General features: G+C 63.5%; 22 protein-coding genes. 13 read left to right on the top strand and 9 right to left on the bottom strand.

The features are described from left to right. Window positions 1-83 precede the first annotated feature (83 nt). The 7 genes from OW493_RS03835 (at window position 84) to OW493_RS03805 (ending at window position 6,147) form a co-directional block, all read left to right on the top strand. Complete coding sequence (locus tag OW493_RS03835; RefSeq protein WP_191236505.1) at window positions 84-1,034, top strand: DUF692 domain-containing protein; 951 nt, start codon at window positions 84-86, stop codon at window positions 1,032-1,034. Between the two features lie 50 nt (window positions 1,035-1,084). Continuing rightward, window positions 1,085-1,924: a DNA-binding domain-containing protein gene (locus OW493_RS03830; protein ID WP_169477241.1), complete on the top strand. Its 840-nt coding sequence runs from the start codon at window positions 1,085-1,087 to the stop codon at window positions 1,922-1,924. Window positions 1,925-2,162: 238 nt separating this feature from the next. Next, the gene (locus tag OW493_RS03825) at window positions 2,163-2,954 is read left to right on the top strand and encodes a pseudouridine synthase (RefSeq protein ID WP_077379350.1); all 792 of its coding nucleotides are present in this window, start codon (window positions 2,163-2,165) and stop codon (window positions 2,952-2,954) included. A gap of 156 nt (window positions 2,955-3,110) precedes the next feature. Beyond that, entirely contained in the window at window positions 3,111-3,974 is an 864-nt protein-coding gene (tcdA, locus tag OW493_RS03820; RefSeq protein ID WP_077379348.1) for a tRNA cyclic N6-threonylcarbamoyladenosine(37) synthase TcdA, read from the top strand. A 48-nt stretch (window positions 3,975-4,022) separates the two neighbouring features. Next, on the top strand, window positions 4,023-4,280 hold the full coding sequence (locus tag OW493_RS03815) for a DUF1653 domain-containing protein (RefSeq protein WP_240499615.1): 258 nt from the start codon (window positions 4,023-4,025) through the stop codon (window positions 4,278-4,280). Window positions 4,281-4,503: 223 nt separating this feature from the next. Continuing rightward, window positions 4,504-5,022 (top strand): 5-(carboxyamino)imidazole ribonucleotide mutase, encoded by a 519-nt coding sequence (gene purE / locus OW493_RS03810; protein ID WP_077378762.1) that lies wholly within the window; start codon window positions 4,504-4,506, stop codon window positions 5,020-5,022. Between the two features lie 3 nt (window positions 5,023-5,025). After that, window positions 5,026-6,147 (top strand): 5-(carboxyamino)imidazole ribonucleotide synthase, encoded by a 1,122-nt coding sequence (locus OW493_RS03805; protein WP_289863332.1) that lies wholly within the window; start codon window positions 5,026-5,028, stop codon window positions 6,145-6,147. Between the two features lie 95 nt (window positions 6,148-6,242). Here the strand turns inward: OW493_RS03805 and bfr are convergent, their stop codons facing one another. After that, window positions 6,243-6,722: a bacterioferritin gene (gene bfr / locus OW493_RS03800; RefSeq protein WP_077378759.1), complete on the bottom strand. Its 480-nt coding sequence runs from the start codon at window positions 6,720-6,722 to the stop codon at window positions 6,243-6,245. A gap of 468 nt (window positions 6,723-7,190) precedes the next feature. After that, window positions 7,191-7,394 (bottom strand): bacterioferritin-associated ferredoxin, encoded by a 204-nt coding sequence (locus OW493_RS03795; RefSeq protein WP_077378756.1) that lies wholly within the window; start codon window positions 7,392-7,394, stop codon window positions 7,191-7,193. A gap of 708 nt (window positions 7,395-8,102) precedes the next feature. Here OW493_RS03795 and OW493_RS03790 point away from each other — a divergent pair. After that, complete coding sequence (locus tag OW493_RS03790; protein ID WP_289863331.1) at window positions 8,103-8,927, top strand: hypothetical protein; 825 nt, start codon at window positions 8,103-8,105, stop codon at window positions 8,925-8,927. 148 nt (window positions 8,928-9,075) lie between these two features. On the opposite strand, the gene OW493_RS03785 is transcribed toward OW493_RS03790, so the two are convergent. Genes OW493_RS03785 through lptF form a run of 3 tightly spaced genes read right to left on the bottom strand, consistent with a single transcriptional unit; the run spans window position 9,076 to window position 11,712 of the window. Further along, a complete protein-coding gene (locus tag OW493_RS03785) occupies window positions 9,076-9,543 on the bottom strand; it encodes an RDD family protein (protein ID WP_289863330.1) in 468 nt (155 codons plus the stop codon). Continuing rightward, the gene (lptG, locus tag OW493_RS03780) at window positions 9,536-10,618 is read right to left on the bottom strand and encodes an LPS export ABC transporter permease LptG (protein ID WP_077378750.1); all 1,083 of its coding nucleotides are present in this window, start codon (window positions 10,616-10,618) and stop codon (window positions 9,536-9,538) included. The genes OW493_RS03785 and lptG overlap by 8 nt, the downstream gene beginning before the upstream one ends. Further along, a complete protein-coding gene (lptF, locus tag OW493_RS03775) occupies window positions 10,618-11,712 on the bottom strand; it encodes an LPS export ABC transporter permease LptF (protein WP_169477242.1) in 1,095 nt (364 codons plus the stop codon). The genes lptG and lptF overlap by 1 nt, the downstream gene beginning before the upstream one ends. 494 nt (window positions 11,713-12,206) lie before the next feature. Here lptF and OW493_RS03770 point away from each other — a divergent pair, with 494 nt between their 5' ends. From OW493_RS03770 to OW493_RS03760, 3 genes are all read left to right on the top strand, one after another. After that, entirely contained in the window at window positions 12,207-13,727 is a 1,521-nt protein-coding gene (locus OW493_RS03770) for a leucyl aminopeptidase (RefSeq protein ID WP_289863329.1), read from the top strand. 145 nt (window positions 13,728-13,872) lie between these two features. Next, window positions 13,873-14,967 (top strand): branched-chain amino acid aminotransferase, encoded by a 1,095-nt coding sequence (locus tag OW493_RS03765; protein ID WP_289863328.1) that lies wholly within the window; start codon window positions 13,873-13,875, stop codon window positions 14,965-14,967. Window positions 14,968-15,145: 178 nt separating this feature from the next. Continuing rightward, a complete protein-coding gene (locus OW493_RS03760) occupies window positions 15,146-15,616 on the top strand; it encodes a DNA polymerase III subunit chi (protein WP_077378736.1) in 471 nt (156 codons plus the stop codon). Window positions 15,617-15,648: 32 nt separating this feature from the next. Here the strand turns inward: OW493_RS03760 and OW493_RS03755 are convergent, their stop codons facing one another. Next, the gene (locus OW493_RS03755; RefSeq protein WP_289863327.1) at window positions 15,649-18,621 is read right to left on the bottom strand and encodes an ATP-binding protein; all 2,973 of its coding nucleotides are present in this window, start codon (window positions 18,619-18,621) and stop codon (window positions 15,649-15,651) included. Between the two features lie 265 nt (window positions 18,622-18,886). On the opposite strand from OW493_RS03755, the gene OW493_RS03750 reads away from it, so the two are divergent. Then, complete coding sequence (locus tag OW493_RS03750) at window positions 18,887-21,730, top strand: valine--tRNA ligase (RefSeq protein WP_191236502.1); 2,844 nt, start codon at window positions 18,887-18,889, stop codon at window positions 21,728-21,730. A gap of 114 nt (window positions 21,731-21,844) precedes the next feature. Here the strand turns inward: OW493_RS03750 and OW493_RS03745 are convergent, their stop codons facing one another. After that, entirely contained in the window at window positions 21,845-22,366 is a 522-nt protein-coding gene (locus OW493_RS03745) for an META domain-containing protein (RefSeq protein WP_077378721.1), read from the bottom strand. Window positions 22,367-22,680: 314 nt separating this feature from the next. Between OW493_RS03745 and OW493_RS03740 the strand changes: the two genes are divergently transcribed. After that, entirely contained in the window at window positions 22,681-23,391 is a 711-nt protein-coding gene (locus OW493_RS03740; protein WP_136939097.1) for a phosphatase PAP2 family protein, read from the top strand. Between the two features lie 32 nt (window positions 23,392-23,423). Here the strand turns inward: OW493_RS03740 and OW493_RS03735 are convergent, their stop codons facing one another. Together OW493_RS03735 and OW493_RS03730 are read right to left on the bottom strand one after the other, a co-directional pair. Further along, the gene (locus OW493_RS03735) at window positions 23,424-24,596 is read right to left on the bottom strand and encodes a GGDEF domain-containing protein (RefSeq protein WP_289863326.1); all 1,173 of its coding nucleotides are present in this window, start codon (window positions 24,594-24,596) and stop codon (window positions 23,424-23,426) included. Window positions 24,597-24,898: 302 nt separating this feature from the next. Beyond that, window positions 24,899-25,339 carry a VOC family protein gene (locus tag OW493_RS03730; RefSeq protein ID WP_084209428.1) on the bottom strand — a complete coding sequence of 147 codons (441 nt, stop codon included), beginning with the start codon at window positions 25,337-25,339 and terminating at the stop codon, window positions 24,899-24,901. Between the last annotated feature and the right edge of the window lie 136 nt (window positions 25,340-25,475).

Raw genomic sequence — 25,475 nt, 5'->3', positions numbered from 1 at the left:
GGCATGCCGTCCTCCCGTTGTTGCATCAGGTCTACACTGCCAATGCAGGCACTGCCTGCCATGCCATGGAAAAGGAGTCACTCATGACGACAGCTTCCCGGAGTCACCAGCCTGCCACTGCCACCTCGGGTGCCGGTCAAGGGCTTGGGCTACGTCCTGAGTACTACCACGAGATTCTGACGACACTGCCGGATATCGATTGGTTCGAGGCCATCAGCGAGAACTACATGGGCCCCGGATTCATCGACTCCGACGGCGTCAGTGCCGGCGGCAAGCCGCTGCACTTTCTTGAGCGAGTCCGCGAGCACTACCCCATCGCCCTGCATGGCGTCTCGCTATCCATCGGTGGCAGCAATCCCATCGACACCCGCTATCTGCGCGAGCTGCGCGCACTGTGTGAGCGCATCGAACCGATGTGGGTCTCCGATCACCTGTGCTGGACCCGCACCGGCGCGCATCAATTCCATGACCTGCTGCCTCTGCCCTATACCGAGGCCACCATCACGCACCTGGCCGAGCGCATCGACCAGGTCCAGAACGCGCTCGGGCGCCAGCTAGTGCTGGAAAACGTCTCCAGCTACCTGACCTGGCAGCCCGACGAGATGAGCGAATGGGAGTTTCTGGCCGAGGTCAGCCGCCGTGCCGATTGCCTGATCCTGCTCGACCTGAACAACGTCATCGTCTCCAGCCACAATCATGACTTCGATCCGCTGGCCTATCTGGATGCCATGCCGGCGGAGCGTGTCTGGCAGCACCATCTCGCCGGGCACATCAGGCAGGACGTGTCTGGCGGTGAGCTGTGCATCGACACCCACGACCAACCCGTCCCGGATGCCGTGTGGTCGCTGTATGACGCCGCACGCGAGCGCTTCGGCGATGTCGCCACCATGATCGAGCGCGATGACAACTTCCCGCCATGGTCGGAGCTGATGGAAGAATATGCCGAGCTGCGTCGCCGCAGTGGTCGCCCGCTGGCCGACGATCAACCGACCCGGACTGTCGCGGCGGCAATGAATGGGGGGCTGCACGCATGACGCATGCATCGACCACAGCGTCGACAGCATCACAGTTCGATCGCCGCGCCTTGACCCAGCTTCAGGACGCCACCGCCGCCTATCTGGCCGCGCCGTCACCCGACACCCGCAGCATCGCGGCACAGGCTGTCATCAGTGATGAGCTGGCCAGTGCCGAGGAGCGCCTTGGCATCTATGCCACGGCTTACCGCCTGCGCCTGTTCGATGTCTTCGGCGGTGATTTCGAGGCCGTGCACACCTTGATTGGCGATGATGCCTTCGGCCTGCTGTGTCGCGAGTACCTCAATGCCCATCCGCCGAGCCACTACTCGATCCGCTGGGCAGGCCAGCACTTTCCGGCCTTCGTGACCGCGCGCGAACCCCGGCGTTCGCTGGTCACCGAGATGGCGGCCTTCGAATGGGCACTGGGGCTGGCACTGGATGCCGAGGAGATCGCGCCGCTCAGCGTCGAGACCCTGCAAGGGCTCGCCCCGCAAGACTGGCCGACGCTGAGACTGGCAGCCCATCCGTCACTGCATCACTTCGCCTTTCATTTCGATACGCCGGCTATCTGGAAATCCATCGACAATGACGAGCCGCCACGTGCGCCGGTCGAGAGCGACATCCCCACGCCATGGATCGTCTGGCGTCAGCCGACCGAGGGCGCACCCGAGGTGCACTATCGCTCTCTCGAGCCATTGGAAGCGCTGGTGCTCGACGCCATTCTCTCCGCCGGTGATGACGGCCTGAGCTTCGCCTCACTGGGAGAGTTGCTGGCCCCCGAAGTCGGCGCCGAGGCAGCGCCGGGCGCCGCCATCAACCTGCTGGTGCAATGGATACCGGCCGGCATGCTGATACGTCCCGAAGACACCGGACGAGCCAGCCGACATACCTCAGACCGTATTGCCTGAGGCGGCGCCCCCTCCTGCAACAGACCGGACATGACAGCCAGCCAGGAAAGCCGGACAATACACGCCGATCACCCCCTTGGTGATCGGCTTTCGTCTTCCTGCTGCCGTGATGCCCATGCCCCCTTCTTCCCATGATCTGCCCTCTTCTCCCGATGGCCTGCCCTGCGACGCGTCAGTGACGTCTCGACCACTCGTGTCGGCGCCCCTCGATGCTGACCCGGCTCACGAGGCCGACCCCATCTTGCCACTCGACATCCTGTTTCAGGATGACGTGCTGGTGGTGGTGCAGAAGCCTTCTGGCCTGCTGGTGCATCGCAGCCCCATCGACAAGCATGAGACGGAATTTCTGCTGCAGCGCCTGCGTGACCAGATCGGCATGCACGTCTTCCCGGTGCATCGTCTCGATCGCCCGACCTCCGGGCTGATGGTCTTCGGCCTCTCACCGGAAGCCGCCCGCAAGCTGAGCGCCGCCTTCGAGGAACAGCAGGTCAGCAAACGCTATCTGGCCGTGGTGCGTGGCGTCGCTCCCGAACAGGAACGCCTGGACTACGGCCTGCGCAAGGAAGAGGGTCGCCTGCCCAAGGCCCAGATGCCGGAGCAGGAAGCCATCACCGACATCCGCCGACTGGCGCAGGTCGAGCTGCCCGTCGCGATCGACCGCTACCCCCAGTCACGCTTCTCGCTGGTGGAGGCACGTCCCTTGACCGGCCGTCGACACCAGATTCGTCGGCACCTGTCGCGCCGTGGCTACCCCATCATCGGAGATGCCAGGCACGGCAAGGGCAACTACAATCGTTACTTCGCCTCGACCCTGGAATGTCCGCGTCTGCTGCTGGCGGCGGTCGGACTGGAACTGCCGCACCCCGAGGGTGGCTGGTTGCGTCTTTCATGCCCACCGGATGGCGCCTACGCTGCCCTGCTGGCGCGCTTTGGCTGGCTGGGGCATCTGCCGGAGCGCCATGCCATCCACCAGGCCGAACGCCCCGAAAGCGACCTGGCTGGCCGGCCCACAGACGACTTGCCCGAATGACGACCGGGCACCCGCGAACACGCTTCGCCATCTGCATTCAACGTCCCTGGAAAGCATGAGCTGCGCATGACCACTACCCCTGACGACATTCCGCTGAATGAGCCAGCGGCCCACACGGCCTCTCTCTCGGACGCCGCGCCCTCTGCCAGCGAACGCATGCTGGCGGATTTCTTCGCCACCGACGCCGAGGCACCGGCGGCGGACGATTACGACTTCCGTTTCGGCGGCATTCGTCGCCTCTACGGCGCCAGCGCCTTCGCCCACTTCCGTCACGCGCATGTCGCGGTGGTCGGGGTCGGCGGGGTCGGCAGCTGGAGCGCCGAGGCGCTGGCACGCTCCGGCATCGGCGAGATGACGCTGATCGACCTCGACGACGTCTGTGTCTCCAACGTCAATCGTCAGCTGCATGCGCTGGATGGCCAGATCGGCCGTCCCAAGGTCGAGGTGCTGGCCGAGCGCTGCCAACTGATCGCGCCACAGATGAAGATTCACGCCATCTCGGCCTTCGTCACCCCGGACAACCTGGCCGAGCTGATCCACGATGAGCTGGATCACGTCATCGATGCCATCGACAGCGTGCCCGCCAAGACGGCGCTGATCGCCTGGTGCAAGCGTCGCAAGCTGGGCCTGACCGTGACGGGCGGTGCCGGTGGCCAGCTCGACCCGACACGCATCCAGATCGCGGATCTTGCCCGTACCGAGCAGGACCCGCTGCTGGCGCGCGTTCGCTCCCTGCTGCGCCGCGACTACCATTTCAGTCGCAATCTCAAGCGCCGTTTCGATGTCGAGTGCGTCTACTCCGACGAGCAGCTGACCTACCCCGGTGCCGATGGCGAGGTCTGCGCCACCAAACCCGGCGACAGCGCCACGCGTCTGGATTGCGCCGGCGGCTTCGGCGCCGCCACCTTCGTCACCGGAAGCTTCGGCTTCACCGCCAGTGCGCGCGCCCTGGCGCGCATCGCACGCCGCGGTGCCAAGGCCACGCCGGCCAACGCTCTCAAGCCCGCACCCGACGCCTGATCGCGCCGGGCGACCGCGCCAACTGTCTTGCCCATCAAGGAAATCATCATGTCAGAGCTGCCTCCCATGCCGCCGCTGCCCGAGAATCGCCCCGTGCCGGGGCTCTACCGCCACTACAAGGGCGCGCAATACGAGGTGATCGGCACCAGTCGTCATAGCGAGACGGAAGAGCTGCTGGTGGTCTACCGCGCCCTCTACGGCGAATGTGGTCTGTGGGTGCGCCCACTGAGCATGTTCATGGAGAATGTCGAGATCCAGGGCGAGCCAGTGCCGCGTTTCGCGCTGGTCACGCAATGGTCCTGCTGAGCCTCGCCGGCCGGTGGCGCCCATAAGCTGACCGACCGGACAGGTGCATGCTGCCTCTCAGGCTCGGTGCTATACTGCGCCGCTTGTTTTTCCAGACATACGCATTGAGGTGGGACTGGCCATCACGGCCCGGCCACCTCGACCACGCCCACACAGCGGGCCGCCCAGCATGCGCTGGCGGTGGCTGTGAGCTGGTTCATACCACGTCAAGAGCGGAGGAAGCATGAGCGCACTGGTTGGTGTCATCATGGGATCAAAATCGGATTGGGCGACCATGTGCCATACGGTCGAGACCCTGGAAGCCCTGGGGATCGAACACGAGGTCAAGGTCGTCTCTGCCCATCGCACGCCTGACCTGCTGTTCGATTATGCCGACACCGCTGCGGAGCGTGGTCTCGAGGTCATCATCGCCGGAGCCGGTGGCGCCGCCCACCTGCCGGGCATGTGTGCCGCCAAGACCTGGCTGCCGGTGCTGGGCGTGCCGGTGCAGTCCAGCATGCTGTCTGGCGTCGACTCTCTGCTCTCCATCGTGCAGATGCCCGCCGGCATCCCCACCGGCACCCTGGCCATCGGTCGTGCCGGTGCCGTGAATGCGGCGCTGCTGGCTGCCAGCCAGCTGGCCAACAAATATCCGGCCATCCGCACGGCGCTCATCAACTTCCGCGCCGAGCAGACCGACCGCGTGCTGGACAATCCGGACCCGCGTCCCGATGCTCCCAGCCTGTCGCATGGAGGCCAGTGAATCATGAGCGAGCCGATCCGCTTCGGTATCGTCGGTGGTGGTCAGCTGGGTCGCATGCTGGCTCAGGCTGGTGCCGCCCTCAATGCCCGCTTCACCTTTCTTGATCCCGCCGACTCGCCCTGTGGGCGCGTGCATGGCCATCATCTGCGCGCCGACTGGCAGGATGACGCCGCTCTGACACAGCTGGTGGCGGCCTCCGATGCCATCACCTTCGAGTTCGAGAACGTGCCCGCCGACGCCGTCGAGCGCCTGGCGGCAGAGCGTCCGACCTATCCCCCGGCCGGCGCGCTGGATACCGCACGGGATCGCTGGAACGAGAAGTCGCTGTTCATGCGTCTGGGCATCGAGGTGCCGCCGCTGGCGCTGGTCGACAGCCAGGCCGATCTGGAAAGCGCGGTGGCCACCATCGGCCTGCCTGCCGTCCTCAAGACACGTACGCTGGGCTACGACGGCAAGGGTCAGAAAGTGCTGCGCGAGATGGCGGACGTGGCCGACACCTTCGCCGAACTCGGCAGCGTGCCGCTGATTCTCGAAGGCTTCATCGCCTTCGATCACGAGGTCTCGGTGATCGCGGTACGCGGTCGTGACGGTGAGACACGCGCCTGGCCGCTGTCCCGCAATGAGCACCGCAGCGGTATCCTGCACTGCGCCACACCGCTGGCCGCGCATGACCTGCAGGCCGAGGCCGAGGCGGCTGCCTTCAAGGTGATGCACGAACTCGACTACGTGGGCGTGATGGCCTTCGAGTTCTTCGTGGTCAAGGAAGCGGACGGCAGCGAGCGCCTGCTGGCCAACGAGATCGCCCCGCGCGTGCACAACTCCGGTCACTGGAGCATCGAGGGCGCGGTCACCAGCCAGTTCGAGAACCATCTGCGCGCCGTCGCCGGCCTGCCGCTGGGCGAGACAGCCCTGCTGGCCCCCTGCGCGATGCTCAACATCATCGGGCGCATGCCAGAGCGCGATGCCGCGCTGGCCATTCCCGGTGCTCGCCTGCATGACTACGGCAAGGCACCGCGAGCCGGCCGCAAGATCGGTCACATCACGGTGCTGGCCGCCGACCAGGCCAGTCTCGACGCGCGCATCGCAGCCGTCGAGGCGCTGCTGGTCAATGACCTGGGCAAGTAAGCCGGTTCTGCGCCACTGAAGACAAAACGCCCCCGCTGCCGATGGCAGCGGGGGCGTTTTCGTTCCTGTCACGACTTGGAAAGCCGCGCCTGGAATCAGTCGATCTCGTGATGAATCTGCTTCTGCAGGTAGAGCTCGATACCGACCTTCTCGATCAGACCCAGCTCGGTCTCCAGGTGATCGATATGCTCTTCCTCGTCGTCGAGGATCTTGCGGAACAGATCACGTGAGGTGTAATCGCGGACCTGCTCGGCATAGGCGATCGCTTCTTTCAGATCACCATGAGCCTGGTGCTCCAGCGCCAGATCGCACTCGAGCATTTCCTTGGTGTTCTCGCCGATACGCAGCTTGCCGAGGTCCTGCAGGTTGGGCAGGCCTTCCATGAACAGGATGCGCTCGATCAGGGTGTCCGCATGACGCATCTCTTCGATGGACTCGTCATATTCCCACTTGGCCAGGCGCTTGAGCCCCCAGTCCTTGTACATGCGCGCATGCAGGAAGTACTGATTGATGGCTACCAGCTCGTTGCCCAGTATGGTGTTGAGATGCTCGATGATCTTGGGATCGCCTTTCATGTCGCCATTCCTCTCTTGTCCGGTGCGGTCTCGTTGTCGTCGGCGACCGGCATGCATGCCGGTGTCAGGGGCCGTCGGGGGTGAGGCGTCTCAGGCACTCGCCCCGCTTCGTCAGGTCCGGCAAGTATGGCGCAAAACCATGAATTTTTCGAGACATGACAACAAGTTATCGACTTTTAGGCGCAAATGGGAAAGATTGGTATCCGCGTTGTCATATGCAGACGGACACCGGTGAGCGTACAAGCGATGAAAGCCCGGGAGAGGAAAGCACGAGAAAGGAAAGTGCGAGAGAGGGAAGTGCGAGAGAGGATAGCTCGAAAGATGAGCTCTCCCGGCAAGGAGCGGCATGCGAAAACGCCAGAGGCCCGATCATGTGATCGGGCCTCTGGCGTTTGAATGACATGGACTCGTGGCGCTGTGCTGCATCGACAGGGCAATCCAGGCCCGGAGAGGCAAGCTCCCCTGACATCAGACCGCGTAGGCGAGGTCGTCAGCCGGCATCATTTCGCGTGCCACGGCTTCACGGGTGATCGTCTTGGCCATGCAGGCACATTTTCCACATTGGGTCGCACACCCGGTCTGCTCGCGGACCTCACGGAAGCTGCGCGCCCCCTGCTCCACGACTTCACGGATCTTGTGGTCTGATACACCCTTGCACAGACAGACGTACATGGCTCACCTCGCTCACTCCAAGTGAGACAAATGTAAATGATTCGCAGAAAGATGCGCAACACCTGACTGCAAAAAATTCTCATTTGCATGCCATATCAACCACTTGCATTACCCCGTCTTCCACCGTCAGCGCCATGAATTGCTGCTGCGGGATGTGAACGTCCGACCAGAGCCGCGTGACGGTTCTCGACCCGCCGTTCTCCCCGCTTTCCTCAACCCGCTGTTCTCAAACCATTGCTTTCAAATCCACTGCTCTCAAATCCGTTGCATCGATGAAAGCGCCCACCGTATAAAGAAGGGAGTCACCTGCCTAAGGCAGGGGTTGCGATTTGGGTCAGGGACGCTAAGATGTATAACGTTTTATTATGCAGAAAAGAATCAAGTCGCAACAAAAAATAATGAGCCATCGACATCCAATGGTTCAGGCTGGTCACTCGCCTCCTGTTAGCGTCAACTTCGCCAGAACGCTGCCGTTCATGACGATGACCCACACGCAGCAAGGCGACGGCAAATGACTGCCACGACCTGCCAGGCAATCAGGAAAAGCACATGAACAGGACACTGCAAGAGATTCCGTCGACGCCCTCCATCCTGACTCGGCCCATCGGCATGCCGATGATGGGCGACATGATGATGCCGTGACCGGCCCGAATCCGTCTGCTGTCCGTTCGTTTCGCCTACTGCCAAACTGCAAGGAGTCCTGACCCAATGTCCGCATCCATCGCTACCGCTGAACATCACGCCGCCTCCCACCTGCCGCTCAATCTCGACGCCGTTCGCGATGCTGGCAGCTGCTTCGGGGACCATCACCGCCTGCCGCTCAATCCGCTGCTGCGCAATCTCTATCGTGAGGCGCGTCGCGAGGGCCTGGTGGACGAGAGCTGCAACGCACGTGAGTTGATGAGTCACATCGCACTGCCGCACGATCACGTCGTCACCCAGGAAATCTCCGATCGTGTCTGGCGCTACAACGTCGGTTATGCCAACAGTGAAAGCAGTGCCGAGCAGGGCGACCTGAATGCTGCACTGGACTCGCTCAACGAGCGTACCCTCGATGAGCCACTGCCGGGCGCGCTGCATCGCCTGACCGAGGCCTGGCTGTACCTGCCCGGCGAGCTGGAAAGTCCGCGTCAGGCCAGTGCCGACGTCCTGTGGCTGGACAAGCAGGGCCGTGCCCGCTATCGCTTGGATCAGGCACGTCACTGGTTCGCCACCCTGCGTGACGAAGCCATCGAAGTGGACGACTGGCTGGCATGGCGCCTGACCCACCTGCCGCTGACCAGCGCACCGGTGCTGGACACGGTCAGTGCCTTCACACGCCTGGCCCGCCTCGACCACGACGGTCAGCGCCCCATCGGCCAGCTGCCCTTCGTGCGCTATCGTGATGGCGTGCGTTTCGAGGGCATGGGCAACGCGGTACTCGACCTGCCACGTGAGCTGCCGGAAACCGCGGCACAGGAAGACAGCCTGGTCGTGTCACGCGCCACGGTCGACCGCATCATCACGCGTCTCGATGGTCTGCTGGGCGTCTGATTCACGTCCTGCACCCCTGACAGACACAACGCCCCGCCAGTCGATGACTGGCGGGGCGTTGTGTTTTCCGGCATTCGGCATGCCTTTCACGGCGATTCCTGCACGCCGCCCTTGCACGACACCCGCAAGGGCGGCGCCTACCGGGCCGTCACTCTCGGCTGGGCCTCGGCACCACCACCACGCGCGTGCCTGAGGCGATGTCGTGCCAGCTGCGGTGTTCAGAGTCCCATAGCTGCCAGAGATACCCCAGTCCACCGCATCCCAGCGAGAGACCGGCAACCAGAAAACGCAGCAGACACTGAGGCAGTGTCGGTGCGCAGCCTTCCGGCGCCTGCAGCCTCAGCCGCCAGGCCTGCATGCCCAACGTCATGCCACTTCGACTCCAGAAGTAGGCAAAGAAGGCGAACACCGCCACCAGCAGAAGCGAGCGGAACAATGGCGACTGATTGGCCTCTCCGCCATTCGCGGCCACCCCCACGAACCCCAGCACGATCAACAGCGCCACTACCAGAAAGGTGTCATACACCAATCCACCCAGACGCCGCATCAGCCCGGCAGGGCGCACGCCCTGCTGCGCGAAGCAGCGCCGGGCCACCGGGCACCGTGCCCTAGCCACTGCGACGAATCAGCAGCAGGCCGATCACGTAACAGGCGATCGTGGGGGCCAGTACTGCCCAGATAGGCGCGAACCCGAAGACCACCGAGGCCGGTGCCAGCAGGTCCTGCAGGTATTTGAACAGCAGACCGACGATGATCCCGTAGAACACGCGCGTCCCGGCTGCCACGGTGCGCAACGGCCCGAACACGAAGGACGCTGCCACCAGCACCAGCGCTGCCAGCGTCAGCGGTTGCAGGATCTTCTGCCAGAAGTACAGCAATGGCTGGTTGGCGGACAGACCCTGCCCCTTCAGATAGCTGGCGTAGCGCCACAGATCAGAGGCGGATTGCTGCTTGGGTTCGGTGATCACCAGCTTGAGCAGGTCCGGCGTCAATCGGGTATCCCACTGGCGTGAGTCCTGCTGCTCGACACGCGTGGAGGCCACCTCGCCGCCTTCACGCTCGAAGACCGTGGTTTCCACCGCCTCCAGCGTCCAATGGTCGTCCTCCCAGACAGCACGCCGGGCGTACATGGCCTGCTTGAGCTCCTGATCATCATCGAATTGATAGCGGGTCACGTTGAGCACCACATCATCACTGCGGATCGAACCGAAGCGATAGAAGTTGTTGCCCTCACGCTGCCAGCCACCGCCTTCGGCATAGACGGCACCCGCCCCCTGCTGCTTCTCGGCGCGCCAGGCATCGGCCTGCATCTCGGTGACAGGCGCCACGTACTCTCCCACGGCCATGGTGATGGCGATCACCAGCCCGAGCGGCTTCATCACGCCCCACAGGATGCGCGTCAAGGAGCGGCCCGCCGCACGCATGATGGTCAGCTCATTGCTGGATGCCATGCTGCCCAGGCCGATCAAGGCCCCCAGCAGCACCCCTACCGGCACGAATTCGTAGAAACGTGACGGTAGCCTCATCAACAGGTAGAGCAAGACCTCAAGGGCACCGTAATCCCCCTCGACATCGCCCAGGTCATTGATATAGGTGATCATCAGGTCAAGCCCGAGGATCAGTACCTGTACCACCAGCATGGCCAGCAGCACGTTGCGCGCGATGTAACGGTCGAGACGATCAAGCAGCATCAGCGGCCACCTCCGCGGTTGTCGCGCCAGCTCAGCCAGAGGCCAAGCGCCAGATAGACGCCGTGAATGGGCCACAGGCCGATCGCGGCCGGATATTTGCCGGACGCGACGGCATTCTGAGCCGCGATCAGCAAGCTGAGGTAGGTGATATGCACGAAGATGGCCGGCAGCAGACGCGCGAAGCGGCCCTGGCGCGGATTGACGCGTGCCAGTGGCAGACCGATCAGCATCAGGATCGGCACCATCAACGGCAGGGAGATACGCCATTGCAGCTGGGCCTGGGCTTCGGGCGTCTGCGTGGCCAACAGCTCTCGGGTGGAGACGAGTTCGATGTCATCCTTGAGACTTGCCTCGCTCTGCCCCTCGCTGACCCGCACCGCATAACGCTCGAAGCCCAGTCGCTGTGAAGCCGACTTGCCCGGCTCCACCGCGTAGCGTGAGCCATCCGCCAGCACCAGATAGCGACTGCCGGTCTCCTCGCTGACGTCCTGGAAGGCGCGCTCGGCGCGCACCACCGACTGACTCGGTTCACTGTCATCGCGGCGGGTGGCCCCGTCATTGCCACGCTCTGCGATGAAGACGTGCTTCAGTTCGCTGTTGTCGTCACTCATGCTCTCGGCATAGACGGTGCGATCGCCGATTTGCTGAAAACGTCCCGCGCCCAGCACCGAGAAGTCGGTCTTCTGCTTCTGAAGCTCCAGCAACATCTCGTTCTTCAGCGCGCCAGCCGGCGTCAGGTAGAGGCTGCAGGCCGCCACCAGCGCCGTGATCAGCAGTGCCGGCAGCAAGGTGACGCGCAGCAGACGCTCCGGGCCGACACCGCAGGCCACCAGCACGGTGATCTCACTGTTCATGTATAGCTGACCGAAGGCCAGCAGCACGGCCAGGAAGAAGGACAGCGGCAACAGCAGCTCGAAGAACCCCGGCAGGTGATAGAGCATCAGGCTGCCGAGAATCGAGGCCGGGAAGTCCCCCTCTGCCGCGTCACTGAAATAGCGGATGAATCGGCTGCCCATGATGACAAGCATCAACACCCCGGCCACCGCGGCCATGGTGGTGAGAATCTCGCGTGTCAGGTAGCGGAAGATGATCAAATGAAACTCCTGTTTCCCACTCGCAATCGAGCGTGTTGACCAGAACGATGATAGCCGGTGAAGACACGATACGGGACACATGAAGATGCACCATCCCTCATGCATGCCGAACCGCCTTTGCGTACACTGGGCATCCGGCCTGCGCTTGCGCCTCGGCCCGGTGCGTTCGAGTGTCGATGACACTGGGCGTGCCGAGCCCCGCAAGGGCATGCTCGAGCATTATCCAGAAAGCATGCAGCCTTGTCGCGGCCATGCCTTGCGACAGGCACATGATCTTCCGCATGATGGACGGCACCGGGAGATGCTTGCCATCAGCGGCCAGCGTCCCCATTCAAAGGTCATGCTCGGTCAGACACCGATGGACGGCAGAGCCTCTTCACATCCGCCCCTGCCGGACCTGGATGCCTGACCCCGGATATCGCGACACGCCCGACCCGCTTCGGTCTGACGCTATCCTCATTTTCGTATCCCCTACTCGCCCGCGTGGAGTTGTCATGGAATTTCCTGTTGTCACTGTCAATCCGGCCCAGCTAGAGACCGCCTGCCTGGTGGTTCCCGTCATTGAAGGCGAACTCGAAGGCGCCGCGGCACGTCTGGACGACGCTAGCGAGAAGCTGATTTCCCAGCTGATCGAACGCGGCGACTTCAAGGCCGAGCTGGGCAACACCCTGCTGCTGCCTTTCGCCCCGGGGCTCGGCGCACAGCGCCTGCTGCTGGCCGGGTTCGGCAAGGCCGAGAAACTCGACGAGAGCCGCTACAAGCGCGGACTGGACGCCGCCATGGCAGCACTGCTCAAACTGCCGGTGGAAGACGCCGCCTTCGCGGGAGTCGGCCTCGATATCGAGCTGCGCGACGCCGCATGGAAGGCACGCATGATCGCCGAGAGCGCGCTGCGCAACGCCTACCGTTTCACCGAGATGAAGAGTCAGCCGGGCGAGCCTGCCTCTCTGACCCGTCTGAGCGTGGTAAGTGCCGACAAGAGTCAGCAGGCAGAACTGGAAGCGGGTCTGCGTATTGGCGCGGCCATCGGCGAAGGAGTCAACGAAGCCCGCACCCTGGGCAATCTGCCGGGCAACATCTGCACCCCGACCTATCTGGGCGAGCGTGCCGAGCAACTGGGCAGCACCTCCGAAGGCGCACTGAAGGTGACCGTGCTGGGTGAGGAAGAACTCGAGAAGCTTGGCGCCCTGTCACTGCTCTCGGTCGGCCGTGGCAGTGAAGAGCCGAGCCGTCTGATCGTGATGGAATACCGCGGCGCGGAAGACGAGAACGAGGCACCGCACGTGCTGGTCGGCAAGGGCATCACCTTCGATACCGGTGGCATCTCGCTGAAGCCGGGCGCCGGCATGGACGAGATGAAGTACGACATGGGCGGCGCGGCGAGCGTCTTCGGCACCATGCGCACCGTGCTGGCACTCAAGCCCAAGCTCAACGTGGTCGCCATCGTGGCCAGCGCCGAGAACATGCCGGACGGCCGTGCCACCAAGCCGGGCGACATCATCAAGACCCTGAAGGGCCTGACCGTCGAAGTCCTCAACACCGACGCCGAAGGCCGCCTGGTGCTGTGCGACGCCCTGACGTACGCCGAGCGCTTCGAGCCGGCCAGCGTCGTCGACATCGCCACCCTGACCGGCGCCTGCGTCATCGCGCTGGGCAATCACGCCACCGGCCTGATCTCCAACGATGATGACCTGGCGCTGGATCTGCTGGATGCCGGGGAAGAAGCCTGGGACCGCGCATGGCACATGCCGCTGTGGGACGAGTATCAGGCACAGCTGGATTCCAACTTCGCCGACATCGCCAACATCGGTGGCCGTGAAGCCGGCATGATCACCGCAGGTTGCTTCCTGTCCCGCTTCGCGGACACCTTCCCGTGGGCGCACCTGGACATCGCCGGCACCGCCTGGCAGTCCGGCAAGCAGAAAGGTGCCAGCGGCCGCCCGGTGGGCCTGCTGACCCAGTATCTGCTGGATCGCGAAGCGGAACTCTATGCCGCCCAGGAAGAGACGCTCTGAGGCTTCGCATGCTCTCGATGGCGTGCTAGCGTTGAGACACGCGGGTCGGCACGCCACTCGGCACCGCTGACCCCAGAGGTCCTATAAAAATGATTCGACCCCCGGCGTTTCGCGCCGGGGGTCTCGCTGCTACGGAGACACCCACGTGACCAAAGGCTTCGACGTCCGCGCGTCCACGCAACCGGCGGATGCTGCCATTCGCGACACCATCCTGGCCAATCCCGGCTTCGGCCGTCACTTCAGCGACCACATGGCACACGTCCGCTGGACCGCCGATGGCGGCTGGCACGGCCATGAAGTCCGCCCCTATGGCCCGCTGAGCCTCGACCCCGCCGCCTCGGTACTGCACTACGCCCAGGAAATCTTCGAAGGCATCAAGGCCTATCGTCATGAAGACGGCTCGGTGTGGACCTTCCGTCCCGAGAAGAACGCGGCACGCTTCCGCAATTCCGCCCGCCGCCTGGCACTGCCGGAGCTCTCCAACGAGGACTTCGTCGGCTCGCTCAAGGCCCTGCTCGCACAGGACAGCGCCTGGGTACCGACCCCCGCCAGCGCCAGCGATGAGTGCAGCCTCTACCTGCGCCCGTTCATGATCGCCAGCGAAGCCTTCCTCGGTGTGCGTCCGTCGCGCGAAGTCGATTACTACGTGATCGCCTCGCCGGTGGCCGCCTACTTCAAGGGTGGCATCAAGCCCGTCTCCATCTGGCTGTCCTCGCATTACAACCGTGCGGCGGCCGGTGGCACCGGTTTTGCCAAGTGTGGCGGCAACTATGCCGGCTCCCTGGCGGCCCAGAGCGAAGCTACCGCCAATGGCTGCGATCAGGTCGTCTTCCTGGATGCCGCCGAGAACAAGTGGGTCGAGGAACTGGGTGGCATGAACCTGTTCTTCGTCTTCAAGGATGGTCGTCTGGTCACGCCGCGTCTGACCGGCACCATTCTGGAAGGTGTCACCCGTGACTCCATCCTGACCATGGCGGGTGATCTCGGCCTGACGCCGGAAGAGCGCCCGGTCAGCATCGACGAGTGGCGCGAAGGTATCGCCTCCGGTGAGATCACCGAGGTGTTCGCCTGCGGTACCGCCGCCGTCATCACCCCGGTGGGCGAGCTGGTCAGCGAAGACGCGCGTCTGGATCTGACCGCCAATGCCGGCGACGTGGCCATGCGTCTGCGTCGCCAGCTGCTGGACCTGCAATATGGTCGCGCCGAAGACACGCGTGGCTGGATGACCCGCCTGGCGTAAGCCCTGTGGCCCATGCCAGACGACAACATGAAGGCCCGCCTCGCAAGAGGCGGGCCTTCATGTTTGCAGACGCGAAGATATCGCGCTTTCCGATGCGTACCGAGTCCCTCCTGCATCGAAGCCACGTGGCGAGTGCGGTATCCTGAGCGCTCGCGAACTCTTGCCACGAGCGGTGCCCATGACCCAGATCGACTTCTACATCCTGCCCGATACCACGCTGGAAGCCCGGCTGGAATTCGCCTGCCGTCTGGCCGAGACCATCCATGCCAAGGGGTTCCGCCTGCACGTGCATGTCGAGGATGAGGCGATGGCGCGTCAGTTCGATGAGCACCTGTGGCAGTTCCGCCCCGAGAGCTTCGTACCCCATGCGCTGGATATCGATCTGGATCTCGCGGCGCGCGAGGCAGAACACGCCGATGACGTGCCACGTCCGCCCGTGACCATCGGTTGGCAGGACGCGCCGGCACCGGGCATCGAGGCACTGCTCAATCTGCACCCCGAGATCCCCGAGTGGTTCTCGCGTTTCGAGCGCGTCGCCGAGATCATCAACCAGCATCAGGATGTGCTGGTCACCAAGCGCGAATGCTGGCGTACCTACAAGTCACGTGGCTATGCGGTGCGTTCGCATCAGCTCAAGGGCGTGAGCTGACGCCGCAGGTACCGGTGGCGCTGTCAGCCGACTCAGCGCTCGCGTTCCTCGTCTTGCTCCCGAGTCTCGAGAAACTCGCGAAAACGCACGATCAGCCACTCGATCCAGTGCTCGACGTCCTGCATGCCGGGGGGACTCTCCCCCACCGCAAAGAATTCCGGCGGCAGGCCATCGGCTTCCGCACCCGTTCGCTCGCCGATACGCACAGCCCACAACGGCGCCTCACGCGGCAGACGCTGGATCTCGCTGAACAGCGACGCCACGCTCATGTCGGCGACGTCTCCGAAGATCACCATGCAGGGACTGACATCACGCACCAGGCGCAAGGCCTGAGCCGCGCTGCTGGCAGTGATGATGTCCAGATTGGCGACATGGCTGCCGATCACTTCCAGGCGCAGTCTGTCCTCCGCGCGCGTGCTGATCACCAGCCAGCGACACGCCACTGGCAGCGCCTGATCTGCCGACCATGCCGCCTTCACGACCTGTTCATGGGCACTGACATCCGCCAACGGCAGCCATACCCGGAAACAGGCCCCCTCGCCCAGTACGCTCTTCGCGGTGATCTCCCCCTGCATCCGCCGCGCCAGCTCACGCGACAGCGCAAGCCCGAGGCCCGTGCCCTCGATTCCCGAATCCTCGCGACCCAGACGCGAGAAAGGCTGGAACAGCTGAGCCGCCTGATTCGGGTCAAACCCGAAGCCACCATCCTCGACATCCACCCAGGCCATCTCCTGGCCGTGGGAGTCGATACCGCGCCCAAGAGCGAGACGTATCCAGCCGCCCGCGCGGTTGTACTTGATGGCATTCCCCATCAGGTTGCCGAGAATCTGGTCCAGACGACGGCGATCGGCATTCAGCCACAGCGACGCCTCTTCCAGCGCCAGTGACAGCGTCAGTTCCGCCTGGTCCAGCCGCGGCTGGTACTGACTGACGAGGCGAATCAGGTGCTGGCCGATCGACAGAGGCTGGCAATCGAGAGGCAGTTCTCCCGCTTCAAGGCTCGACATCTGCAGCACGTCCTCGATCAGCGCCGAGAGCTGGCTTGCCGCGTGGCCCGCTTCATCCACATAGCGACGCTGTTCGCGCGTCAGGGACGATTCGTCCGCCAGCAGGTCAGTGAAGCCCAGGATGGCATTGAGGGGCGTGCGGATCTCGTGACTGAAGCTCGAGAAGAACCGCGACTTGGACTGACTTGCCTCGGTGGCACTGTCACGTGCCGCTTCCAGCACCTGCAGCGTCTGCTTGTGACGCTGGATGTCCAGCACCACCCCCGTGGCACGCAGCGGTCGCCCGTCACCATCGCGGCGGGTCACCTGACCTCGCACCTGCATCCACACCCAGCTGCCGTCGGCATGGCGGTAACGCACGTCACGCGCCTCGGCCCAGCTGTCGCCATGCAACACGCGCCAGCGGGATTCCAGCATCCCCGCCAGATCCTCCGGGTGAGTCATGGCATCGAGATCGGCCAGATGCATGCTGGCCTGGATGGGGAGTCCCATCATCAGGAAGAAGTTCTCGTGGAAGTGGAGATCATCACGCTCGAAGTCATACCGCCAGGTCGCATCACCGGAGGCCGCCATCACCATCTCGACATGCCGGGCATCCTCGGCGCGTTCGAGCTCGATCTGATCACGCCGCAATGCGGCTTCCCGCAGGGCTTCCCCCGCCTGGTCAAGCTCTTGCAAGGCAAAACGCTGACGCACCACCGGCTGTCCGCGACCGATGCGCAGCGCCATGTCACTCAAGCGTTCCAGGGCTTCGGAAAGCGTGGTGGCCATGGATTCCGCCCGCCAGCGCATCACCACCAGCAGGACCAGGAAGAAGGCGATCAGGCCGACCAGCATCACGTAACCCAACTGATTGAAGCGCGTATTCCAGTGCTGGATGCCGCTTTCCACCTGCTGCGGGTCCACCACGGCCAGCAGCCGCCAGTCCGTCCCCGCCACCGGATACCACGCCACCAGCCGCTCACCGGCGAGCAGCGGTATCTTGCGCATGCCATGGGGAGCATCATCGATACCATGCAGCAGGCGCACCATCTCCGGCGACTTGCTCTGATCACGTGCCGTTTCCAGGAAGCGGTCATGCGTCAACGGGGTCGGCTCGATCCGCGGAGTGACATGCACCCCGAAATCCTTCTGACCGGCCTCGGGCATGGCCAGTACGCTGTTGCCACTCACCAGCACCAGATAGGCGTTCCAGGGAAGTCGCGTGCTCTCGAGATGCTTCGCCAGCGCATCGAGCGTGACATCGATACCGACGACCCCCTCAAGAAAGTCCCCACGATGCACCGGCATCAGGGTCGAGATCAGCCAGCCTCCCCCGACGGGGTCCTGATAGGCCGGCGTCACGACCGGCTCACGCGTGGGATTGTTGCGATCATCGGCCAGGTAATAGAAGCCGTAGCTGGTGAGATCCACCCCGGGGGTGAAGATGCCGTGGGTGTCGATCCACGGCTTGATACGGAAATAGCCGTCGTAGCTGGAGAACCACGCCTGACGCAGCTCGGGACGGATCTCGAGCATGTCCTGCATGACCGTATCCAGCCGCGACAGCCGTGCCACCTTGCCGTAGTCCTGCAGATAACTGGGGGCCAGCGACGAATAATAGGAGCCGGCCTCCCCGTCATCCTCGGCCACGTAGAGGGTGCCATCCTCACTGAAGACATGACGCGCCATCTCTCGGACACGCTCGCCCGGCGCGATGGGAGCATCCATCTCACGGAGTGCCGAGTGTGCCAGCTGCTGCACTTCCCTGCGCCAATCCTCCACCACCATGCCGGCATGCTCCGCCTCATAACGGCTCAGCTGCTCAAGCTGGGTACGGATCAGGTCTTCACGGGTCGCCTCCTGCTGCTGCGCGACCAGCCAGTGCAAGCCCAGATAACCCCCCAGCAGCGCCACCTCCATCACCAGCAGTGGCACCAATGCATGACGCAGCAGTTCATGCCAGACCCAGCGACGGGTCGGACGAGGTGCACCATCCGTGGGGCGAGGCTTGGACATTGCGGCTCCGCGAGCAGGATCAGGAGGGAGACTCCGAGGCGAGGCACCTCGGCGTCAGCAGGTTGCGACAGGATACGGCATCATTGCGTGGATGTTGCCTGCTTTGTGAAACCGTCCCCTTGGCGAGGGCCACAAGAGCCTGCACGCCAAGACCGAATGACGCCTGACATCAGCGGCGCTATAATCGAGCCCATTTTCTGCCTGCGCTGCCCCGCTCACTGAGCCGGCGCGGGACGTCCCGCCCAACCGGATCATTTGCAGACCCATGGACAAGACCTACCAACCGAACGCCATCGAGACGCGCTGGTACGAGCGCTGGGAATCCGAGAATCGCTTTGCGCCGTCAGGCCAGGGCGAGAGCTTCTCACTGGTCATCCCGCCGCCCAACGTCACCGGCTCCCTGCACATGGGCCATGCCTTCCAGGATTCCATCATGGACACCCTGGTGCGCTGGCGTCGCATGCAGGGTCGCAACACCCTGTGGCAGGTAGGCACCGACCACGCCGGTATCGCCACGCAGATGCTGGTGGAGCGCAAGGTCGCCGCCGAAGAAGGCAAGACGCGTCATGATCTGGGTCGCGAAGCCTTCACCGACAAGATCTGGGAGTGGAAGGAAGAGTCCGGCGGCAACATCACGCGTCAGCTGCGTCGCATGGGCACCAGCATCGACTGGAGCCGCGAGCGCTTCACCATGGACGATGGCTTCTACAAGGCCGTGCAGGAAGTCTTCGTGCGCCTGCACAAGGAAGACCTCATCTACCGTGGCAAGCGTCTGGTCAACTGGGACCCGACCCTCCACACCGCGATCTCCGATCTCGAAGTCGAGAACCGTGATCAGCAAGGCAGCTTCTGGCACTTCCGCTATCCGCTCGCCGATGGCGTCAAGACCGCCGATGGCAAGGACTACGTCGTCGTCGCCACCACGCGCCCGGAAACCCTGTTGGGTGACACCGGCGTGGCCGTCAATCCCAAGGATGAGCGCTACGCAAGCCTGGTCGGCAAGTTCATCGAACTGCCGCTGGTCGGCCGTCGCATCCCCATCGTCGCCGATGAACACGCCGATATGGAAAAGGGCTCCGGTTGCGTCAAGATCACTCCGGCACACGACTTCAATGACTACGAAGTCGGCAAGCGTCAGGGCCATCTGCTGATCAACGTGATGAGCCAGGATGCCACCATCCTGGAGCGCGCCGAGATCTACGACCTGCAGGGACGTCCGCAGCCCCAGGAAGATGCCAGCCTGCCGGCCGCCTACGCTGGCCTGGATCGCTTCGTCGCGCGCGAGAAGCTGGTCGCCGACATGGACGCGCTGGGTCTGCTGGAGCAGGTCGAGACCATCAACAACACCCTGCCCCACGGTGACCGCTCCGGCGACGTCATCGAGCCGCTGCTGACGGACCAGTGGTTCGTGGCCGTCGAGGAGCTGGCACGCCCGGCCATCGAGGCGGTCGAGAACGGCGACATCGAGTTCGTGCCCAAGAACTACGAGAACATGTACTTCGCGTGGATGCGTGACCTGCAGGACTGGTGCATCTCGCGTCAGCTGTGGTGGGGCCACCGCATTCCGGCCTGGTATGACAACGACGGCAACGTCTATGTCGGCCGCAACGAGGAAGAAGTCCGCGCCGAGAACCAGCTGGGTGCCGACGTCGAACTGCGTCAGGACGAAGACGTCCTCGACACCTGGTTCAGCTCTGCGCTGTGGACCTTCGGCACCCTCGGCTGGCCGGCGGACACCGAAGAACTCAAGACCTTCCACTCCACCGACGTGCTGGTCACCGGCTTCGACATCATCTTCTTCTGGGTGGCGCGGATGATCATGTTCACCCTGAAGTTCAAGGGTGAAGTGCCGTTCCGCAAGGTCTACGTGCATGGTCTGGTGCGTGACAGCCTCGGTCAGAAGATGTCCAAGTCCAAGGGCAACGTGCTCGACCCCATCGACCTGATCGACGGCATCGGCCTGGATGAGCTGGTCGAGAAGCGTACCGGCAACATGATGCAGCCCAAGAAGGCCAAGGCGATCGCCAAGGCCACGCGCAACGAGTTCCCGGAGGGCATCGAGCCCCACGGTACCGATGCGCTGCGCTACACCCTGCTGTCACTGGCTTCCACCGGGCGTGACGTGAAGTTCGACATGGGCCGTCTCGATGGCTATCGCAACTTCTGCAACAAGCTGTGGAACGCGGCGCGCTACGTGCTGATGAATGCCGAAGACCAGGATTGCGGCGTCAACGGCGAAGCCGTCGAGCTGTCACTGGCCGATCGCTGGATCATCGCGCGCCTGCAGCAGACCGAGCAGCAGGTCACCCGCGCGCTGGAAGAGTTCCGCTTCGACCACGCCTCCCAGGCGCTCTATGAGTTCATCTGGAACGAGTACTGCGACTGGTATCTGGAGCTGTCCAAGCCGGTGTTGTGGGACGAGAACGCCAGCGCGGAAGCCAAGCGCGGCACGCGTCGCACCCTGGTGCGCGCGCTCGAGACCATCCTGCGCCTGATCCACCCGATGATGCCGTTCATCTCCGAGGAGATCTGGCAGCGCATCGCGCCTCACGCCGGCAAGCCGGTGGAAGGCGAGAGCATCATGAGCCAGGCGTGGCCGCAGGCCGACGCCGAGCGGATCGATGAGCAGGCCATCCGTGACATCGAGTGGCTCAAGGGCATCATCATCGCGGTGCGCAATATCCGCAACGAGCTGAACCTGTCCCCGGGCAAGCCGCTGGAGGTCTACCTGCAGAACGGGGCCGACGGCGACGCCGAGCGTCTGGAAGCCAATCGTCTGTTCCTGTCCAAGCTGGCCCGTCTGGAAAGCATCACCTTCCTGGCAGCGGGCGATGAAGCGCCGATGTCCGCCATCCAGCGCGTCGGTGAGCTGGAAGTGCTGGTGCCGATGGCCGGCCTGATCGACAAGGATGCCGAGCTCAAGCGCATCGACAAGGAACACGAGAAGCAGCAGAAGGTCATCACCGGTCTCGAGAACAAGCTCGGCAACGAGAAGTTCGTCGGTCGCGCACCGGCCGATGTGGTCGAGAAGGAGCGCGCCAAGCTGGCCGATGCCCAGGCGGAGCTTGCTCTGCTGGAAAGTCAGCGCGCCAAGATCGAAGCGCTGTAAGCCACACTCGTCTTGATCGCAGGCAAAAGCCCCCGGCACCGAAAGGTGCCGGGGGCTTTCTTCATTCCGGGCATGTCACGGGAGTCGGCGCAGGCGCTCAATCGTCGCTAGCGCTCAGTCGTCGCTGGCCGCGACAGGCATGAAGGTCGCCAGCAGGTAGCCGGTGTCATCCATCACCCGCAGGCGAGCGCTCTCGCCACTGCCGACGATCTGATAGCGAGCCACCTCCTCCAGCATGCGATTGAAGGCATTGGACTGCTCCGGATTGGGGCACATCTTCATGGTCGAGGCCAGCGGACCGATCTCCAGGGTCTGGCGAGACTCATCCAGTACCACCGGCCCCATCAGACGATTGCAGCCATTGCTGCCCACCAGACGCAGGCGGTCATCCTCTTCATCCGCCAGCTGCTCCGGTGTCGGGGCCTGCAACAGGAAATTGGGCGCCTCACCGGTCTCCTCGGTCTTCGAGAAGCTCCAGGGGGTACCGACCAGCGCAGGGCTCGCACTGCCGGCACCGCTCCCGCCGCCCTGCCCGGCGTCCGTCGCGCCTGAGTGACTGACCGCGCAGCCGGCCAGCAGGGAAGTCGCGATCGCCAGCGAAGTGGCAAGTGATAGACGGCGCAAGATGACGCTCATGAAGAAATCCCCCGTGATGAGCCTGCCTCGATGTCAGGCATTGATGAAACGATCGGGCGCGAGCATGCAGACCCGTCGCGCAAACCACAAGCCCCTTGATGCCCTGCGCCATCCCGGTCCCGACAGGCCGACTGGCTTGCGAGACGATAGCCCGCCAGATCGCGTCTGACGCAACGATGCTTCTCTCCTGGAACATTCGAAAACAGTGTTTCTTGAAGAGCCTTTGAAATTACCATACGCCGTGAAGGCAGCGATAGGGATCGCTTGCTGATGCTTGATGATACCTCGCACCATCTGCACCAAGAGGGACGGAGATGCTGACCAGACGACTACTGGCACTCAATGCCACAGGATTCGCCTTGCTGATCAGCTGGTGGGTACCGGCACTGGATTTCTGGCCCGATCTGGACGGCCGGGTATTCTGGGCATTCAATCACCTCATCACGCCACTCAATCCGCACTGGGATACCCTGCTGGGACTTCTCAACACGCGGTTCTTCGATGCGGCGGCCTTCGGCCTGATGGGTGTCCTGTTCTGCTGGGCGATGCTTGAGGATTCGCGCCCCGACCGCTACCGGCGCTGGACCAGCCTCGGCATCACCATGCTGCTGACCGCCGGTATCATCTCGCTGTTCGTGCTGCGCGCCATCAGCTACGGCCATGCCAGTCCGACTCGCGTCTTCCAGCACGCACAGCATCTCTCCGACCTGGTGTCCTTCAAGACCAAGGACTCGGCCTCGAACAGCTTCCCGGGGGATCACGGCTTGATGCTGATGGTCTTCGCCGGTTACATGTGGGCCTTCGCCCCACGACGCATCGCGCTTTGGAGTCTGGCATTCGTGGTGATATTGAGTGCCCCACGCATCATGGTGGGTGCCCATTGGTTCAGTGATGTCTATCTGGGCTCGCTCAGCATTGCACTGATCATTCTGCCCTGGGTGCTGTGTACGCCCGTGGCGCGCCGTCTGGCGAGAGCCATCGAGCGCTGCCTGTCAGGCCTCGGCCGGCACACGCTCGAGAACTGAAGAGCGACTCGAGAGCGCAAGACAGCCTCGAATCACCCCACGAGTGTCCTGTCGGCAAAGTGCCCATGTTCTGCCGGGGGCTCACCCTGATCTCCCTGGCGCGCCGTCTCAGGGGCAGCCAAGAGGCTGCGTGGCTCGCCTTCCCTTTCCTGCTGCCGCTCACCCCCCGCTACCACCCGGTCGCGCCCCTGATGCTTGGCGTGGTACAGGCGACGATCCGCCAGCTGCAGCAGGTCATCCAGTGATTCACACTCATGACTGACGGCGACCCCTATCGAGACGGTGACCGGCACGGCGCTTCCCGCAAACTGTGGCGGCGAGCTGGCCAGCAGGGAACGTATCCGTCCCGCCACGGAAATCGCCTCGCCGCGCCCGCTGCGCGGCAACAGCACCAGAAACTCCTCACCACCGATACGCCCTGCTCTATCCCCCTGGCGCAGTGTGGCATTGAGCAGGCGCCCGATCTGTCTCAGGGCCTCATCACCTGCCGCATGCCCCCGCAGATCATTGATCTGCTTGAAGTGATCCACATCCATCATCAATACCGAGCAGGGCACGGCGTCCTGCCACCATTTTTCCGCCTGGCGCAGGGTCTGGCGCCGATTGAACAGCCCGGTCAGCTCATCGCGACTGGCATCCTGGCGGTACTGGCGTTCGAAGTGTTCGGTGAGTGCCAGCATGCGCCACAGGAAGGTGACCATCAGCATGAAGACGGCAAACAGGTTGAATGACTGCATGATCCAGACAGGGATGAAGCCATCGGAAACATGCTGAGAGGCCACCATCAGCGACAGCACTGCAGCGACGAAGAGAGACAGCGTGCTGATGACACGCACCTTGCCTGACAGGGGAGCAAGATGGATACCGGCCATCACGATGAAGAAGTAATACTCGTAGCCGGCGGCATTGCCGAAGCAGTAGGAGGCAAGCCAGGTCATCAACGTCAGACTGCCCAATACCAGCACCAGGGCCATCAGCATGTGATGCTGACGATGCAACAGCACTCCCAGCAGCCCCACCAGCACCATGATGCCGCTGGCGAACGCCAGTCGTGGTGCCTTGAGCACCATGAAGACAGGCAGCCAGGCCACATAAAGGCCCAGCACCATCAGATAGACCCACAGATAGGCATGATAGAAACGGCGATGCTCGACAGCGAGCAGACGCGGTTCTTGACGCAACCAGGCACGAGCAACACTCAACATCAGGCAGTCCTTGCCATTCGGCAGTCATCACGTGGGCGAAACTCTCATGACACGGACACGGCCAGCGCGCGACAGGGGGAGTGTCATGGAGCCTGCACCTGTCTGGACGGCAGGGGTAGCCCTGCACAACACCAGAAAGCCACCGCATGACGTGTCATGTCTCATGCGGCGAGCATTATCGTTCTGATCACAGCATAAGCCCAAATACCGGTTCCGCCAGCCCCGCACCGACATTGCGTCACCATTGTGCGACGCTTGCCCGCGCCTGCGCGCCGTCGGGCATCGCGACCCCGGCGTGAGCGTTACCAGCTGCCGGTATTGGCCATCGAGACCCACGGTTCCTGCGGCGCAAGGGGTTCGCCGGCCTGCAGCAACTCCAGCGAGATGCCATCCGGGCTCTTCACGAACGCCATGTGGCCGTCACGCGGTGGGCGATTGAGGGTCACGCCATTGTCCATCAGATGCTGACAGGTGGCGTAGATGTCCTCGACACGATAGGCCAGATGGCCGAAGTTGCGCCCGCCTTCATAGTCTTCCGGGTCCCAGTTATGGGTCAGTTCCAGCATCGGCGCCTGCATCTCACGGGCACGTTCGGCATCCTGCGGGGCTGCCAGGAAGATCAGCGTGAAGCGGCCCTTCTCGGAATCCTTGCGCGAGATCTCGACCATGCCGAGCAGGTCACGGAAGAAATGCAGTGAAGCGTCGACATCACGGATACGCAGCATGGTGTGCAGATATTGCATGGATCACTCTCTTGAACGATGGATGAGCCGGCACTGAAGACGGGAAAGGACGTACGCCGAGCGAAGCGGGCTCGGCGTACGGGAATATTCTAGACACACGACTGCCGCGCGACGAGTCTCCTCGCCACGCGGCAAT

It is taken from the genome of Cobetia sp. 14N.309.X.WAT.E.A4, from assembly GCF_030397495.1.
GTDB classification, from domain to species: Bacteria; Pseudomonadota; Gammaproteobacteria; order Pseudomonadales; family Halomonadaceae; genus Cobetia; species Cobetia marina.
This window is presented reverse-complemented; position numbering and strand designations above follow the sequence as displayed.